Annotated in this window: 17 protein-coding genes; 16 read left to right on the top strand and 1 reads right to left on the bottom strand. The window is 48.3% G+C overall.

Annotation, left to right across the window (positions count from 1 at the left end; genetic code table 11):
• The first annotated feature begins 1 nt into the window (after position 1).
• From neuC to DA373_RS05320, 16 genes are all read left to right on the top strand, one after another.
• Entirely contained in the window at positions 2–1156 is a 1155-nt protein-coding gene (neuC, locus tag DA373_RS05390; protein WP_107851315.1) for a UDP-N-acetylglucosamine 2-epimerase, read from the top strand.
• The gene (neuB, locus tag DA373_RS05385) at positions 1153–2226 is read left to right on the top strand and encodes an N-acetylneuraminate synthase (RefSeq protein ID WP_107851314.1); all 1074 of its coding nucleotides are present in this window, start codon (positions 1153–1155) and stop codon (positions 2224–2226) included. The genes neuC and neuB overlap by 4 nt, the downstream gene beginning before the upstream one ends.
• Positions 2219–2857, top strand: coding sequence for an acetyltransferase (locus DA373_RS05380; protein ID WP_107851313.1), 639 nt, complete (start codon positions 2219–2221; stop codon positions 2855–2857). The genes neuB and DA373_RS05380 overlap by 8 nt, the downstream gene beginning before the upstream one ends.
• A 9-nt stretch (positions 2858–2866) precedes the next feature.
• Entirely contained in the window at positions 2867–3916 is a 1050-nt protein-coding gene (locus DA373_RS05375; RefSeq protein ID WP_107851312.1) for a nucleotidyltransferase family protein, read from the top strand.
• A 9-nt stretch (positions 3917–3925) separates the two neighbouring features.
• Positions 3926–4900 (top strand): Gfo/Idh/MocA family protein, encoded by a 975-nt coding sequence (locus DA373_RS05370; protein WP_107851311.1) that lies wholly within the window; start codon positions 3926–3928, stop codon positions 4898–4900.
• 4 nt (positions 4901–4904) lie between these two features.
• Entirely contained in the window at positions 4905–5591 is a 687-nt protein-coding gene (locus DA373_RS05365) for an acylneuraminate cytidylyltransferase family protein (protein ID WP_107851310.1), read from the top strand.
• A gap of 7 nt (positions 5592–5598) precedes the next feature.
• The gene (locus DA373_RS05360) at positions 5599–6363 is read left to right on the top strand and encodes an oxidoreductase (RefSeq protein ID WP_107851309.1); all 765 of its coding nucleotides are present in this window, start codon (positions 5599–5601) and stop codon (positions 6361–6363) included.
• A gap of 47 nt (positions 6364–6410) precedes the next feature.
• Entirely contained in the window at positions 6411–7520 is a 1110-nt protein-coding gene (locus DA373_RS05355; RefSeq protein WP_107851308.1) for an N-acetyl sugar amidotransferase, read from the top strand.
• A gap of 62 nt (positions 7521–7582) precedes the next feature.
• Positions 7583–8842: a hypothetical protein gene (locus DA373_RS16280; RefSeq protein ID WP_157953686.1), complete on the top strand. Its 1260-nt coding sequence runs from the start codon at positions 7583–7585 to the stop codon at positions 8840–8842.
• Positions 8843–8854: 12 nt separating this feature from the next.
• Positions 8855–10393 (top strand): hypothetical protein, encoded by a 1539-nt coding sequence (locus DA373_RS16275; RefSeq protein ID WP_157953685.1) that lies wholly within the window; start codon positions 8855–8857, stop codon positions 10391–10393.
• 46 nt (positions 10394–10439) lie between these two features.
• The gene (locus tag DA373_RS05345; protein WP_107851306.1) at positions 10440–11474 is read left to right on the top strand and encodes a polysaccharide biosynthesis protein; all 1035 of its coding nucleotides are present in this window, start codon (positions 10440–10442) and stop codon (positions 11472–11474) included.
• 2 nt (positions 11475–11476) lie between these two features.
• Positions 11477–12595, top strand: a complete 1119-nt coding sequence (gene wbjC / locus DA373_RS05340; RefSeq protein WP_107851305.1) for a UDP-2-acetamido-2,6-beta-L-arabino-hexul-4-ose reductase — start codon at positions 11477–11479, stop codon at positions 12593–12595.
• A 22-nt stretch (positions 12596–12617) separates the two neighbouring features.
• Positions 12618–13748 carry a non-hydrolyzing UDP-N-acetylglucosamine 2-epimerase gene (wecB, locus tag DA373_RS05335; protein WP_107851304.1) on the top strand — a complete coding sequence of 377 codons (1131 nt, stop codon included), beginning with the start codon at positions 12618–12620 and terminating at the stop codon, positions 13746–13748.
• Positions 13748–14911: a glycosyltransferase gene (locus DA373_RS05330; protein WP_107851303.1), complete on the top strand. Its 1164-nt coding sequence runs from the start codon at positions 13748–13750 to the stop codon at positions 14909–14911. The genes wecB and DA373_RS05330 overlap by 1 nt, the downstream gene beginning before the upstream one ends.
• A gap of 1 nt (position 14912) precedes the next feature.
• Complete coding sequence (locus tag DA373_RS05325) at positions 14913–15857, top strand: UDP-glucose 4-epimerase family protein (protein WP_107851302.1); 945 nt, start codon at positions 14913–14915, stop codon at positions 15855–15857.
• Positions 15841–16389, top strand: a complete 549-nt coding sequence (locus DA373_RS05320; RefSeq protein ID WP_107851301.1) for a sugar transferase — start codon at positions 15841–15843, stop codon at positions 16387–16389. The genes DA373_RS05325 and DA373_RS05320 overlap by 17 nt, the downstream gene beginning before the upstream one ends.
• A 94-nt stretch (positions 16390–16483) precedes the next feature.
• On the opposite strand, the gene DA373_RS05315 is transcribed toward DA373_RS05320, so the two are convergent.
• A partial coding sequence (locus DA373_RS05315) for an IS3 family transposase (RefSeq protein ID WP_157953684.1) occupies positions 16484–17536 on the bottom strand: 1053 nt, incomplete at its 5' end.

The following is a 17536-nucleotide window of genomic DNA, read 5'->3' as shown; positions in this document are numbered from 1 at the left end:
CATGCGAAAGATAGCGGTATTTACCGGCACCCGGGCCGAATATGGCTTGCTGTATTGGTTGCTGAAGGATATTCAGCAGGATCCAGAGCTGACATTACAGTTGCTGGTGGCCGGCATGCATTTCTCGCCAGAGTTCGGCATGACCTATCAACAAATAGAAGCAGACGGCTTTCGTATCGACGAAAAAGTCGAAATGCTGCTGTCTTCCGATTCGGCGGTCGGCACGGCAAAAAGCATTGGTCTGGGCGTGATTGGCTTTGCAGATGCGCTGAGCCGCATGGCACCCGATGCGTTGGTGATCCTCGGCGACCGGTTTGAGGCACTGGCGGCGGCCCAGGCGGCGATGATCCTGCGCATTCCCATTGTCCATATCCATGGGGGCGAGATCACCGAAGGCGCTTATGATGATGCCATCCGTCATGCCATTACCAAGCTGAGCCTGCTGCATTTCACTTCTACCGCCGAGCACCGGCAACGGGTGATCCAGCTGGGGGAGCATCCTGACCGAGTGTACAACGTTGGTGCCATTGGGCTTGACCATTTGCAGCGCAGCGACATGATGTCTGTGGCCGAGCTGTCAACGTCATTAGGCTTTGCGCTTGAGCGGCCCTATTTCCTGGTGACCTATCACCCGGTGACGCTGGCGTCCGAGCCTGCCAGGGCTTCCTTTGAGCAGTTACTACAGGCCCTGGATTCTTTTCCTGAGCATCAGGTGATTCTGACCTACCCCAATGCCGATGACGGTGGCCGTGACATTATTCCTCTGCTGGAGGCCTATGCCAGTGAGCAAGACAGCCGGGTACTGGCGATCCCCTCCCTAGGGCAACAGCGTTATCTGAGTGCGGTCAAGCACGCCGCCGCCGTGGTGGGGAATTCATCCAGTGGCCTGATTGAAGTGCCCTCATTTGGCGTGCCAACGGTCAATATTGGCGCCCGCCAGCGCGGTCGGCTGGCAGCAAACAGCGTGCTGCATTGCGACGCCATCACCCCTGCGATTGTTGACGCGCTGCAGGTGGCGCTGGCAGCAGATGTTAGTCAAGTACGAAACCCGTACGGTCAAGGCAATGCCAGTCAGTCTATTGTCAATACACTCAAGGCGGCGGAGTTGTCCGTGATTAAAACCTTCTACGATATCCACAAGGAAAGCTGCGCATGATCAAGATTATCGCGGAAGCGGGCGTTAACCATAACGGCAGTGCCGAGCTGGCTTTTAAACTGGTGGACGCGGCTCATGCTGCCGGTGCCGATATTGTCAAGTTTCAGACTTTCAAAGCTAAACATCTGGTCACCAAGACAGCACAGCAAGCAGAATACCAAACCCGGAATACCGGTGTAGCAGAGTCTCAGTTTGATATGCTCAGCCGGTTAGAACTGGGTTTCGATACTCATAAAGCATTAATCGCTCGTTGTAATGAGTTGGGCATCAAGTTCCTGTCCACGGCGTTTGACTCCGAAAGCCTGCTCTTTCTGGTTAAAGAGCTGGGTCTGACCACCCTGAAAATTCCGTCTGGTGAGTTGACCAACGCGCCTTTTGTGTTGGAGCATGCCCGCACTGGCTGTGATCTGATTGTCTCTACCGGCATGGCCAGTCTCGCCGAGGTGGAAGCCGCGTTGGGCGTTATCGCCTTTGGTCTTACAGTGGATGAAGAGACTGAGCCTGGTGAGCAGGCCTTCGCTGAAGCTTATGCCAGTGAAGCTGGCCGAGCGGCGCTGAAGGGCAAAGTCACCCTGCTGCACTGCACTACCGAATACCCGGCACCCATGAATGAAATCAACCTGCGGGCCATGCACACCATGGCCACCGCCTTTGGGTTGACGCCGGGCTACTCCGATCACAGCGCGGGGATCACCATTCCCATCGCTGCGGCTGCACTGGGCGCTCGCTTGATTGAAAAGCACTTCACACTCGACAAGAACATGGAGGGGCCGGATCACCAGGCCTCTCTGGAGCCCGGTGAGCTGGCCGCCATGGTGCAGGCTGTTCGCGATGTGGAGCTGGCCCTTGGCGATGGCATCAAGGGGCCTCAACCCTCTGAAGTCAAGAACAAGGCCGTGGCACGCAAGAGTCTGGTGGCCGCGGCCCCCATCCGCACCGGTGAGCTGTTTACAGAACGCAATCTAGCTGTTAAACGCCCCGGAGATGGTCTTTGTCCCTATGGCTACTGGACCTGGCTGGGGAAACCGGCGGGGCGCGATTATCAGGAAGGGGAGCTGATCCGTGACTAGGCCGCTGGTGATCCTGGGGGCTGGTGGACATGCGGCCGGTCTTGCAGAGATCCTGAAAAAACAGGGGCGCTCGTTGCTGGGGGTGGTGTCCCCTCATCCGCTGGCGCCTCGTGGTCCTCTGGCAGATGTGCCTTATATCGACGGTGATGAGCGCTTGCTGGCCCAGTTCGGCCCGGAGCAGGTGGAGCTGGTGAACGGTGTGGGGGCCCTGCCAGGCAAAGACCTGAACTGGACGCTGTTTCAGCGGTTTACCGGCCTGGGTTATCGTTTTGCTTCGGTGATATCACCTCATGCCATCCTTTCCGAGTATGTCACCCTGGGACAGGGCGTTCAGATTATGGCCGGAGCCATTGTCCAGACAGGGGTGCAGATCGGTGACAATACCTTGCTTAATACCGGCTGCGTTGTCGAACATGACTGTCGCCTGGGTGCCCACAATCATCTGGCCCCAGGGGCAACTCTGAGTGGCGGTGTCACCACGGGCCACCGTGTTCATGTCGGCACTGGTGCCACTATTATTCAGGGACTGACCATCGGTGAGCGAGCAGTGATTGGTGCCGGGACCACCATAGCCAGAGACGTGCCGGCTCACCAGACCCTTATCCCTGCCCGCAGCCGTATTCTCAGTTAAGGATTTGAAATGACAGAGTGGAGTAACGTCGTCCTGACAACAGGGGCGAGCATTCGAGACGCCATGCGTGTCATTGACCGGGCCGCCCTGCGTATTGCCCTGGTATGTGACGAGCAACAGCGTTTGCAAGGCACGGTAACGGACGGCGATATTCGCCGTGGCCTGCTGGTGGACTGCAATATGGATGACCCGGTCGCCCGGGTCATGAATTCCCAGCCCAAAACCGCCAGGATAACCGACTCACGCACCCAGTGTTTGAAGATCATGGATAAATATGATCTGCTAGCCCTACCGGTGGTGAACGAGTGGGGAGAGCTGTTGGGACTGGAAACCCTGCACCATGCCCTGCAACCTACAAAACGGGACAATCCAGTGTTCATCATGGCCGGTGGTTTTGGCACCCGGTTACGCCCGTTGACCGATCACTGCCCCAAGCCCATGCTGCCGGTAGGAGAAAAGCCCATGCTGGCGCACCTGATCGACCGTTTTATTCAGCTGGGTTTTCACCGGTTTTATATCTCTACCCACTATATGCCGGAGCAGATCCGCGACTACTTTGGTGATGGCAGTCAGCTGGACGTGAGCATCCGCTATGTTCATGAAGAGACTCCGCTGGGCACCGGCGGCGCCTTGGGGTTGTTGCCCAATGATCTACCCCAGTTGCCACTGATTATGATGAATGGCGATGTGCTGACCAAGGTCGATTTTACTCATTTGCTTGCTCACCATGAACAGCAAGGGTTCGATGCCACCATGTGTGTACGCGAGCTGGAGCATCAGGTGCCCTTTGGGGTGATAGAGAGCAAGGATTTGTTGATCACTGGTATGGTGGAAAAGCCGACTTATCGTTACCGCATCAATACGGGTATTTACGTGCTCAGCCCTGACTGTGTAGCCTCAGTTAAGACAGGTGTGCAAATCGACATGCCAACCCTGCTAGAGCTCCGAATGGAGCAGCAAAAAAAAGTTGGAATTTATACCAGTCATGATTACTGGCTTGATATCGGCCGAATGACTGATTATCAAAAAGCTCAGGCTGATATTCACAACTTCAATTGAAATTAAATTATGAGAAAAATTGCAGTAATTGGTTTAGGTAATATCACTGTAAGGCATAGAAAAAACATAAGATTACTGTTCCCTGAGGCAACTATCTATGCAATGTCCGCCAGCGGTCGAACCCCTAGTGAACATGTTTGTAATGCGAATAAAATTGTATCAAGAGTAGATGAGCTAGTAGCAGAAAAGATTGATTTCGCTATCGTGGCTTCGCCTGCACCACTTCATGTTGCTCATGCACTGCCGTTGATTAAGAATAATATTCCAGTGCTGATTGAGAAGCCTGTTGCAACTAATATTTATGATGTTGATGCTTTAATTGAAGCGTCAAAACAGTATGAAACACCCGTTGCTGTAGGTTACTGCATTCGCTACTTACCCTCTGCTCAGAAAATGCTTCATTTACTGAAAAATAAAAAGCTAGGAAAACTATATAATGCTTTTATTGAAGTAGGGCAATACTTACCATCTTGGCGGCCGTCAAAAAATTATATGGATAGCGTGTCAGCAAATGCTCATCTTGGAGGTGGAGCGTTATTTGAACTCAGTCATGAGCTGGATTACAGCCGCTGGATGCTAGGTGAGTTTGACGTTAAGGCTGCAATTCTTCGTTCATCCGACATATTAAAACTGGATGTTGAGGATAGTGTTGATGTGCTGGCAGTTTCAGAACAAGGTGTAGTAGCCAACTTCCATATGGATTTTCTTCAGCGAAAAGCTTATCGCCGTTGCCGTTTTATAGGGAGTGAGGGTGCGTTAGAGTGGGATGCTATTAATAACAGCATTACTCTGACTACAGAGGGTGGCACACAGTATTTATATAACGAACCTGAATGGGACAAAAATGGTATGTACCTTGACATGATTAGTGACTTTGTTTCCTTGGCTGAAGGTAAAATAAATCAGTGTATACCACTGGAAGATGCTAAAAAAACAGTGTCATTGATTGAAGATATTAAATCTAAGTATGTGTCAGGGTGTTGATGAAATGAGAAATTTCTGTTTTATCTTTGCACGAGGCGGCTCCAAGGGATTACCTAGGAAAAATATAAAGCTACTGAATGGTAAGCCCTTGCTTCAATATTCTATTGATACAGCGTTAGCTTGTTCGTCCATCGAGCAGGTTTTTGTATCTACTGATGATCCTGATATTGCTAGGGTCGCCAAAAATAGTGGAGCTTGTGTTATAAAAAGGCCATCTGAATTGGCTACAGATAGTAGCCCTGAATGGTTGTCGTGGCGGCATGGAATAGAATGGGCTCGTGAACACTTTGGTAATTTTGATCACTTTGTTAGTCTGCCTGCTACTAGTCCGCTTCGTAGTGTTGAAGATGTGGAATCAGCAATTAAACAACGTTTGCAACAACAAGCCGATATTTGCATTAGTGTAACACCTTCCAATCGTAGTCCTTTTTTTAATATGGTCAAAAAGGATGCTCAAGGATATCTGAGTCTTGTCAATCCGCCTGAAGGAGAAGTTAGCCGGCGGCAGGACGCACCTGATGTTTTTGATATTACAACCGTTGTATACGTAGCTAAGCCTGATTTTGTCATAAGTAATTATGGCATTTTCTCTGGTAAAGTGACCAGTATTGAAGTACCTAAAGTGCGAGCAATAGATATCGATGACATTTATGATTTTAAATTAGCCGAAGCTATTTTATCGGAGTGCTAACTAGGTTATGGAAAAGCTACTAAGTCATAAAAAAATACTGGTTGCAGGAGCTGGTGGTTTACTCGGTAGCCACTTAGTACCAGAGCTGTTAAAACAAGGTGCTGAAGTTATTGCTGCAGATGTGAATGTTGATACCATGTCAACGCGTTTACAGCAAAAAAATATAGAGTCAGGTAATATTGAGCTGGTTGAGTTGGATGTGACTAATGAGACTGATGTGAAAACATTTTTCTCTAAACGTAATAGTTTGACTGGCGCGGTGAATGCTACCTATCCCCGAAATCAGCAATATGGAGCACACTTCTTTGATGTGTCCATGGCTAGTTTTAATGAAAATTTATCACTGCATCTAGGTAGTTCTTTTTTATTTACACAACAATGTGCTGCCTATTTCAAGGAACGACAACAGCCATTTTCGTTAGTTAATGTGTCATCCGTTTATGGTGTGGTCGCGCCTAAGTTTGAAATTTATAAAAATACGTTAATGACCATGCCAGTTGAGTATGCCACGATCAAGTCAGCATTGCTTCACCTAAATAAATATGTTGTTAAGTATGTGAGTGATAGTCGTTTTCGTATTAATTGCATCAGTCCAGGCGGTATTTTTGATCACCAGCCAGAATCATTTCTTGAAGCTTACAAAACGAAAACTAATGGAACAGGGATGCTGGATGTTAATGATATGGTTGGCTCGGTGATTTTTTTACTTTCTGATGCGTCCCGTTATGTGACTGCTCAGAACATTGTTGTTGATGACGGTTTTAGTCTTTAACTTTTAGAGTGCTCTTTATTTAATTTCTTAGTGTGTTAGGAGTGGTTATGATTTATTGTAAGAAATGTGTAATGCCATCAACTAGACCGGGTATTTCTTTTGACTCGTCAGGTGTTTGCTCTGCTTGTAGAACTTATGAAGGCAGAGTAAATGTTGATTACAAAAAGCGGTGGGATGAACTTCATTCATTGTGTGATAAATATAGAGGGATGAATGGACCTGGTGGTTATGACTGTATGATCGCGGTGAGTGGAGGTAAAGACAGTCATTATCAGGTTCATGTAATGAAAGAGCTAATGGGAATGAATCCATTGTTAGTTTCTGTAGAAGATAACTTCCCGATGACAGAGGCTGGTAAGCATAATATTAAGAATATATCAGAAGAGTTTGGTTGTGATATTATTAGCATGAAGCCTAATATAAAGGCACAAAAAAAAGTGATGCGATATACTTTTGAAAAGTATGCTAAGCCGACATATTTTGTAGACAGGTATATTTACACTTATCCTCTTCATATGGCTGTTAAGTTTAATACACCTTTGTTGGTCTATGGAGAAAATGTTAGTTTTGAATATGGTGGAGAATATGCAGAAGAAACATATTCCGCTAAGAATCAGATAAAAAATGGTGTTGCTAGTGGTATTTCAAAGGAAGAGCTCATTGCTGCCGGAGTTACACCAAGTGAGTTAAACTTTTTCGATTCACCCTCTGAAGTTGAATTGGAGAAAATAGACCCCATATATTTGGGCTACTTTGTTGAATGGAATAGCGTCCGCAATTACAACTTTGCTAAAAGTAGAGGGTTTCATGATTTAACGCATGAATGGACCAGAACTAATCATGTTGAGAGTTATGATCAGGTGGATAGTCGAGCCTATCTTGTCCATCCATGGTTAAAGTATCCTAAGTTCGGACATGCTTTTGCGACTGACTATGCATCTAGGCTGGTCAGATATGGAGAAATAACAAGGGATGAAGCTATCTTATTGGTGAAAAGACATGATCATGCCATTGATCCTTTGGCAGTAAGAGACTTTTGTGAGTTCTTGGGTTACAGAGAGTCTGAGTTTTATAGTATCGTTGATGGATTTTATAACCTAGATTATTTTAAACGTGATGACAATGGATGCTGGAGTTTAATTTCTAGTATTGCATGACGTAAGATTGATTTGAGAGCCTTCTAAATGAAGGAGGCTCTTGAATACACTGAGATAGTCTTATGATTAAGATTTTTTTGTTATGTAGCGCAACAACGTTTATATCATTTTTGTTTGTTTTGCTTTTTCCCGCAGTACCAGTTATAGAAAATAAGATTTTCTTGTTTCTTTCTAATCTTGCTTTTTTATCTGTTGTGTTTTCTTTCTCTGTTCCTTCATATTTCTTTATGAAGTGTACTGCTCGAAGCAAGTTTAGTAGTGTTAACTGTGGTTCTGGAGTTATAGCATATCCGAGTGTTAAAGCTCCTATCTATTTAGGGTGGCTATCCCTCATTGGGCTTTTTTTTATAGCTTTTGATAGGGTTTACTTAAGAGGTATCGATTATACGCAAGAGTTACGGGCTGCTCGCTATGAATGGTTGGATAGTGTAGGAGGGGGGGGGATTGGTATCTTGGGGAATCTTTTAATTCCACTAGCTTATATTTCTGTTTTTTATATTGTTAGGAATTATGAGTATATAGGAAATAAAGCAACATCCTTCTTAATTTTGTCAAGTTTCTTTTCCATCTTGGGACATGCTTTTCTTAATGGTGGACGCAGCAATATACTTCTTCTTTTTTTAGTGGTTTATATATCCTTTGTTACAAAGGTTAATATTTTCAGTCGTGTTTCAAAAAAGGCACTACTGATATCATCGATAATATCGATAATATCCTTTTACTATGTTTCAGAAATTGTGGCATCAAGTGCAACTATAGGTGATGTTAATGTACAGGAGTTGCTCCGGCTTGGTGTATTGGAAATGTATGCTGTGCCAAATGATTACTTATTTGATGCCGAGCTTCCATCTTATCTTTCGGTTTTTCTTTATTGTGTTGCTTATCTTTTTCATGGTCAATGGACTGCTCAAGTTGTTTATGATTTACAAGTGAAAGAAGGTTTTCACTCTATTGTGTCTACACCGACTGTTTTGCTGGATAAGCTAGGCTTAATTGATTTGGGGTTGACGGAGAGGGCGTTCTCTGATACCGGGGTGTTTGTTGCTTTGCCAGGTTCTTTGTATTATGATTTTGGTTGGTTTGGATTTTTTTTATACTCCGCAGTTTTAGGTTTCATTTTCGGATTTTCAGTTTACTGGGTTAAGTCTGGATGTTATTTAAGTTGGTTTAAGGCTGTATTGATATTTTTATCATTCTCTATTGTTATTCTTTCGCCAATATTGCCAGCATATGGATTTAGCTACTTTTCTTTCATTATTTTTTCTTTTTTTCTTACGTTTATATTAAATAAACTTTTCATGAGAAGAAATATTTATTTTTGATTAGAGGTGAACATGAATATCGGATATGCAATGCTCTATCCTTACAGGGGTAGTGTTCATAATATGATTTACATTTCGAAGTTATTTGAAGCTGAAGGGCATGAGAATTTCTTTTTGAAATGTAACGCCTCGGTTCCTCATTGTTATAATCGACTTATAAAGGGGACCAGTAAGCTTCTTGAATGTTCCAAATGTTATCTTGGTGGCGTTGATACATTCCCTGTTAAAAATATATCTAGCATAGATCCAAAAGTAAGAAAAGAAATTGACAGTGATCTTTTTTATGAAATTGTTTCTTCAACTTCTTTTAGTTTACATAGGATAGAAACTGATGAAGATTGTCTGTCTTCAGAGGTGTTATATACTCAGCAGAAGTTGAAACCATTAGCCGAGATCGTTTATGAGAATGCTTGTAAGTGGATAGATGAAAATAAATTGGATCTTGTCTTTATTTTTAATGGTCGCTTGGATATGCCTAGGGCTGTACTTAAAGCGTGTGAGAGTAAAGGCGTAGATTTTGTTACGTTTGAGGCTTCTTATCCAGGTGTGGCTCTTGAAGTTAATGATGACTGTCGTTCATTGAAAACCTTGCACTCTATTGCAAGAAAATATAAAGATCTACCTCTTGCAGAACATCAAGCAGCATATGCTGGCGATATTGCTGTAAAAATGTTGAACAAAAAAAATCTTGTCTGGCGTTTGTATAATGAAAACCCTGAAGTTGCAAAGTGGCCTATTAATCGTAACTTGAAGGTTTTGATAGTTCCAAGTAGTAACCATGAATTCAAAGGTGTGGACGCTTGGACTCCTGAATGGAAGCACCCTCTTGATGGTGTTGAAAAGGTGATTGAGAGGCTTGGAGCATCCTTTGAAGATTGTGTAATTCGAGCCCACCCAAACTGGAATGAAAGTATTGGTGTGTCTAAAGATGGATATAAGTCTGAACGAGTTTATGAAAGTTGGGCCAAGGAAAAAGGCGCATATATAATACCAAGTAGCAGTATCTATAATACTAATGATCTGATGAGAGAGGCTGACTACATTATAGTTCAATACGGAACTGCAGGTATAGAGGGTGCACTTTTAGGGAAGAAAGTTATTGGTCTTTCTCCTTCTTGGTATAGTGAGTCTGATATTTCTATTCAGATTCATAGTGAAAGAGATCTTGATAAGTTAAATGGATTGGACGATTTCGACTCTGAGTTGGTGGTTAGAAATGCATTTAGGTTTCTGTATGTTTTTCATAAAAGATTTCCTCAATATGCAAGTAATATCCAACCCTTAAATATTTATGAGAACGAGTACCGAGTAGGCGCCAGCATTGAAAAGATATTGAGGGCCGTAAGTGAGAACAAGTTTGATGCCGATGACCAAAGCTTTGGTGAATCCACTTGTCATGAGTCTACACTTGTACAGCGGTTTATGGAAGGGGATGTGGCCTGTTTTAATCTTGCAGATGAAGCTGGCCACGAGAGTTTTAAGATTGAGAGGAAGTTTCATTATCGATGGATTGATGGCTTTAGACGCTTATTTAAAGGAGGGGATAGGTGATCTTTCAAGTTAACTTTTTGTATTTTCTAATTTGGTGTCTGACTCGATGTTTCATAAAAAAATCCTTTTAATTACTGGCGGCACAGGCTCCTTCGGCAATGCCGTTCTGAACGGCTTTCTGGATACCGATATATCCGAGATCCGCATTTTCAGCCGGGACGAGAAAAAGCAGGATGATATGCGTAAAAAATACGCTCATCCCAAGCTCAAGTTTTACATCGGCGATGTGCGGGATTATCAGAGTGTGTTGAACGCTACTCGTGGTGTTGATTACATTTTTCATGCAGCGGCGCTTAAGCAGGTGCCTTCCTGCGAATTTCACCCCATGGAAGCGGTTAAAACCAATGTGCTGGGCACCGAGAATGTGCTGGAAGCAGCCATTCAAAATGAAGTCAAGCGAGTGGTATGCCTGAGCACCGACAAGGCCGTTTATCCCATCAATGCCATGGGTATTTCCAAGGCGATGATGGAAAAGGTGATGGTGGCCAAGTCCCGTAACGTGGACAGCAGCAAAACCGTGATATGTGGTACCCGCTACGGCAACGTAATGGCATCGCGCGGCTCGGTTATTCCTCTGTTTGTTGACCAAATACGTGCCGGCAAGCCGCTGAGCATTACCGATCCCAACATGACCCGCTTTATGATGACTCTGGCGGATGCGGTGGATCTGGTGCTTTACGCCTTTGAGCATGGCAACAATGGCGATTTGTTTGTGCAGAAGGCGCCGGCGGCCACCATAGAGACCCTGGCCAGAGCCATTACCAGCCTGCTGGAGCAGCCGGATTATCCCATTCAGGTCATTGGCACCCGTCATGGCGAAAAGCTGTATGAGGCTCTGCTCAGCCGGGAAGAAATGGCCTGCGCCGAGGATCTGGGCGGCTATTACCGGGTTCCGCCCGATCTGCGCGACCTTAACTACGGCAAGTTTGTGGAGCAGGGCGAAGAAAAAATCTCTCACACCGAAGATTACAACTCCCACAACACCGAACGCTTGAATGTGGCCGGCATGCAGAAGCTGCTGCTCAAGCTGGAATTTATCCGTTCTCTGCAGCAGGGTGAATACATCAACCCGGAGGAATAAGCATGCGTGTGCTCATAACCGGCGCCAATGGCTTTGTGGGACAGAATCTGGTGGCTCACCTTGGTGAGCGGGACGATGTCACCCTGGTGCCCTTCACCCGTGAGCATCGGCTGGCCGACTTGCCGGCGTTGCTTGAAGGGGTGGACTTTGTGTTCCACCTGGCCGGCGTTAACCGGCCGCAGGATCCTGCCGAGTTTGCCAGCGGCAATGCCGATCTTACCCTCAGCCTGTGCCAGGCCATTCGTGAGACCGGCCGGCAAATACCGGTGCTTTATACGTCTTCCATTCAGGCCGGGCAGAATAACCCTTACGGTGAAAGCAAACGCCAGGCCGAGCAGGCGCTGCTGGAGCTGGCGGATCAGCATGGCTGCGCTGTGCACCTGTTCCGCCTGCCCAATGTATTCGGTAAATGGGCCAGGCCCAACTACAACTCGGCGGTAGCCACCTTCTGCCATAACATCAGCCGTGATCTGCCCATTCACATTAACGATCCCGCAGCCGAAATTCGGCTGGTGTATATCGATGATGTCATTCGCCATTTTGTGGCGGTAATGGAAGGACGACTGACCGGCAACCCCTTTATTGAGGTAGCACCGGAGTACCACATTACCGTGGGTGAACTGGCCACACAATTGCAGCGCTTTCGCGACAGCCGCGATACGCTGGTTACCGAACGAGTAGGCACTGGCCTGGTTAGGGCGCTCTACTCCACCTATCTCAGCTATTTACCACCAGAGAACTTCACCTATCCGGTGCCCAAATACGGTGATGAACGTGGCGTGTTTGTGGAGATGCTTAAAACTCCCGATGCCGGCCAGTTTTCGTTTTTTACCGCACACCCCGGCATTACCCGTGGTGGCCACTATCACCATTCCAAAACCGAGAAGTTTCTGGTGATCAAGGGCAAGGCTTGTTTTCGTTTCCGCCATATTATGAGCGGCGAGTTTTATGAGTTGTTCACCAGCGGTGAGCAGCCGGAAATTGTGGAAACCGTGCCGGGCTGGACTCACGACATTACCAATGTGGGTAACGATGAAATGGTGGTCATGCTGTGGGCCAATGAAATATTTGACCGCGAAAACCCGGACACCTATGCCTGTCCCGTAGGCACTCAGGCCTGAGTAAGTAAAACCAGGAATAATAATGAACAAGTTAAAAGTCATGACTGTAGTGGGCACCCGCCCCGAGATCATTCGTCTTTCCCGCGTGCTGGCGGCGTTGGATGAGCATTGTGAGCATATTCTGGTGCACACTGGTCAGAACTACGATTACGAGCTGAATGAAATCTTTTTCAATGACCTGGGTATTCGCAAGCCGGACCATTTTCTTAATGCGGCCGGTGCCAGCGGTGCCGAGACCATAGGCAACGTGATTATCGCGGTAGACAAGGTGCTGGCAGAAGTGCAGCCCCAGGCACTGCTGGTGCTGGGCGATACCAACAGCTGTATGGCGGTGATCCCGGCCAAGCGCCGCAAGATCCCCACCTTCCATATGGAGGCAGGCAACCGTTGTTTCGACATGCGGGTGCCGGAAGAGATCAACCGCCGGATTGTGGATCACACCGCCGACATTAACCTTACCTACAGCACCATTGCCCGCGACTATCTGCTGCGCGAAGGGCTGGAGCCGGACCGGGTGATCAAAACCGGCAGCCCCATGTTTGAAGTGTTGAATTATTACCGGGATGGCATAGAGGCTTCGGACGTGCTGGAGCGGCTGGAGCTGGAAGCTGACAAGTTCTTTGTAGTAAGTGCGCACCGGGAAGAGAACGTCGACTCCGATAAAAACTTTCTCAAGCTGGTGAACATCCTTAACACAGTAGCCGAGCAGTTTGGCTACCCGGTGATTGTGTCTACCCATCCGCGCACTCAAAAACGGGTAGATGCCATGAACGTTACGTTTCATGCCAATGTGCAGCTGCTCAAGCCGCTGGGCTTTAAGGATTACAACAAGTTGCAGCTCTCTGCCAAAGCAGTTCTGTCCGACAGTGGCACCATCAATGAGGAATCTTCCATTCTTAACTTTCCGGCGCTGAATATTCGTGAAGCCCACGAACGTCCGGAAGGCATGGAAGAAGCCGCCGCCATGATGGTGGGCCTGGAGCTGGACAGGGTGTTGCAGGGCCTGAAAATCCTGGAAAGCCAAAGCAGGGGAGAAACGCGCAGCCTGCGCCTGGTGGCCGACTACAGCATGCCCAACGTGGCCGATAAGGTGGTTCGGATCATCCACAGCTACCGGGATTATGTCATGCGTACCGTGTGGAAGCAGTACTGATGACCCGTAAGCCCGTTAAAGTGGCTGTTATTAATCGCAGCTTTTGGCCGGTATACCCTGTGATAGGCGAAGCCCTTTTACGATTTGCGGAAGGTGCGTCGACCAAGGGGCACTCTGTTTCTGTGATTATGCAGGATCATGCTGGCATCAAGGCCAGGCTGGCGAAAGAGAAGCGCGGTAAGGGGGTACGCTTTTACCCGGCCAAAGCCTTAACCACTTCGGCCAGTGGTGTTTTGCTCAGGGCATTTGATGCCGTTTTTTTCATGTTTTGGGTGCTGGCGGTGTTGCTTTGGATCAGGCCACAAAAAGTTTATGTCTCTACAGATCCGCCTGTTGTGGTTCCGTTTATAGTCATGCTTTACAGCCGCCTGTTTGGTGCTGAATATATTTACCATCTGCAGGATATTCATCCGGAAGCCGCGAACGTTGTTATACCGGTTAACAAGTGGGTGTATAAAACTCTGCTTAAAATGGACGCATTGACCATGCGCAAGGCAAAGTGCCTGATCACCATTACCGAGCAGATGGCAACCGAAATTCAAGCGCGCTCGGGAACAACTGTTCCCATACATATACTGGACAATCCGGCAGTCTCATTCGACGGCATTGATACAACCAAACCTAAAATCTCAGGGTTCTCCTTTTGTGGTAATGCCGGAAGATTGCAGCGAATACCTTTGGTACTGAATGCAATAGAGACGTACCTTGTCCGGGGAGGCCAGCTTGCATTCAGCTTTGCAGGTGGTGGCGTATATGCAGATCTCCTGAAAGCCTTTTCTGAAAGGTTCGAGCACTTTCATTACCATGGGCAGGTTACTCCCACAGAGGCAGCGCAGATTAATGCGGATTACTCCTGGGCCTTGCTGCCTATTGAAGATGATGTAACAAGGTTTGCTTTTCCCAGCAAGTCATCATCCTATGTTTTCTCAGGTGCAAATATACTGGCCGTTTGTGGTGAACATACGGGGGTGGCCCAATGGGTGAAGGAAAATCGCGTGGGCCTGGTTGTACAACCGGAAGTTGAAGCATTGGCTGGTATTTTCTCGGACATTGAAAGTGGTGTTGTGAATGAGGCCGGTGATCAAAATGCAAGAGAAATACTGAAGGCCAGGCTCAGGTTTGAAGTGTTTGTTGATGCGCTGGACAAGATAGTGCTGGAGTAACATGAATTTATTACTAACAGGCGCCACGGGCTTTCTGGGCTCCCGGCTTACTGAAGTACTGCATTCCAGGCCGGATATTAACCTGGCCGCAGCTGTGCGCCGCCATGCTGAAATACCGGCTTCTCGCATCGTGCAAGTGCCCGGCCTGAATGCCAACACCAACTGGTCTACAGCCCTGGCGGATCAACAAGTCATTATTCACGCCGCTGCCCGCGCTCATATTATGAAAGACGAAGTGGCCGATCCGCTGGCGGAATATCGCAAGGTGAATGTGGAGGGCACGCTTAACCTTGCCCGGCAGGCAGCCAAGGCCGGAGTGAAGCGCTTTATCTTTATCAGCTCCATCAAGGTGAATGGTGAGCAAACACCATTGGGTCAGCCCTTTACCGCAGAAGATGCGGCGGCACCGGAAGATGCCTATGGCATTTCCAAGCATGAAGCCGAACAGGGTCTGCAGCAACTGGCCGCCGAAACCGGCATGGAGGTGGTGATTATTCGCCCGCCGCTGGTTTATGGGCCGGGCGTTAAAGGCAATTTTGCCAGCATGGTCAAGCTGGTTGAAAAAGGCCTGCCTTTGCCACTGGGGGCCATTAATAACCAGCGCTCGCTGGTGGCGCTGGATAATCTGGTTGACCTTATTATCACCTGCATTGATCATCCTGCGGCGGCTAATCAGGTGTTTTTGGCCGGCGACGGAGAAGATTTGTCGACCACGGAGCTGTTGCGCGGGGTGGCCCAGGCGGCGGGCAAGCCGTGCCGGTTGCTGCCGGTGCCGGCGGGCTTGCTGCAGACTGGGGCCACTCTGCTGGGCAAAAAAGCCATGGCACAGCGGTTGCTGGGTTCGCTGCAGGTGGATATTTCCAAGGCTCGCGAGTTATTGGGCTGGACGCCGCCGCTGTCGGTGGAACAAGGATTAAAAAGGTGTTTTGATGATTCGGTTGTTTGATATTGTATTTTCACTGCTGGGGCTGGTGTGCGGCTTTCCGGTGCTGCTGTTGCTTACCGTTATCGGATTGTTTGATACCGGCTCGCCCATTTTCCGCCAGGTGCGGGTGGGGCGCCATCAACAGCCGTTTACCCTGGTGAAGTTTCGTACCATGAAGGTGGATACCGCTTCCGTGGCCAGTCATCTGGCGAGTGCCTCTTCCATTACCAGGTTTGGTCACTTTTTACGCCGTACCAAGCTGGATGAACTGCCCCAGCTATGGAATGTGCTGAAAGGCGACATGAGCTTGGTGGGACCACGCCCCGGCCTGTTTAACCAGGAAGAGCTCACAACCGCCCGTGCTGCTCACGGTGTGTATGACGTGCGCCCCGGCATTACCGGCCTGGCACAGGTAAACGAAATTGATATGTCCACCCCCGAGTTGCTGGCCGAAACCGATCAAAAAATGATCCAGTCACTTACCGTGAAAGATTATTTTCGTTATATCCTGATGACGGTGTCGGGCAAGGGCAGCGGCGACAGGGTCACTTGAGTGTTGAGTTTTTAGTGGTGAATGTTGAGTTTTATTAGTGTTGAGTTTTTAGTGGTGAACGGCGTTTTTCAAGGTAGTTGTCGCGTTCTTCATTTTACGCGGCTGCTTTTTGTGTTTCGTCCAATCGCTCTGGGTTGAGTGCCACATCTCCTGCCGGCGTCCAGTTGCGTGTTGTTCCTGACCACCGCTCTGGACGCCTCGCTTTAGCTCGTTGATACACGGCATGGCGTTCTTTCAGCAGGGCTATATCTTCTCCCTGATGACGCTGAACGGGCGTCACATACTGAATGCGGCTGTGCCGATGTTCATGGTTGTACCAGGCAACGAACTGCTGTATCCAGAGCCGGGTTTCATCCAGACTGCTAAACCCTGACGTTGGCCAGAGCGGGCGGTACTTCAGCGTTCGGAACAATGACTCTGAGTAAGGGTTATCGTCACTGACCCGCGGCCGGCTGCGTGAGGGTGTCACGCCAAGCTCTTCCAGTTTGGCCAGCATGGTCGATGACTTCATCGGACTACCGTTGTCCGAGTGCAGCACCAGCGGCTTTCGGAAGCACTGCTCGGCCATCACGGTCCGCTGCATCAGCTCGGCAGCATAGGCTCCACTCTCGCGGCCATGGACTTCCCAACCCACGATTTTACGGCTGTAAATGTCTTCTATCATGTACAGGTAATAGAACTGCCCACGCACGCTGGACGGACAGTAAGTAATATCCCATGACCAGACCTGCTTCGGAGCCGAGGCGATGTAAGTCGTTGGTCGAGCCAGCTTGCGAGGCGCTCGGGCTCGACCGCGACGATGCAGCTGATGATGCGCCTTCAACACGCGGTAGAAGGTCGGCTCGGAAGCCAGATAGATACCCTTGTCGGCCAGTCGCGGAACTATCTGCCCCGGAGGCAAGCTCGCGTATTCCGGCTGATTGCATACTTCCAGGATCTGTTGTTGTTCAGCTGTACTGAGCCGATTTGCTGGTGCCGGTCTGATGGCAGAAGGACGCCCATCGGCACACAACTCACCAGTTCGTGTCCAGCGTTGCAACGTACGGATACTGATCCCCAGCTCGCGACAGGCCATTTCTTTGCGTGCTCCGGCCCGCATCGCTTCCTCAATCAGCGCCACAGCGTGTTGGCGATCTGAGACGCTGAT

The organism is Oceanimonas marisflavi, assembly GCF_003049725.1.
GTDB classification, from domain to species: domain Bacteria; phylum Pseudomonadota; class Gammaproteobacteria; order Enterobacterales; family Aeromonadaceae; genus Oceanimonas; species Oceanimonas marisflavi.
Note: the sequence above shows the minus strand (reverse complement) of the source record. Positions and strands in the feature narration are given on the sequence as shown.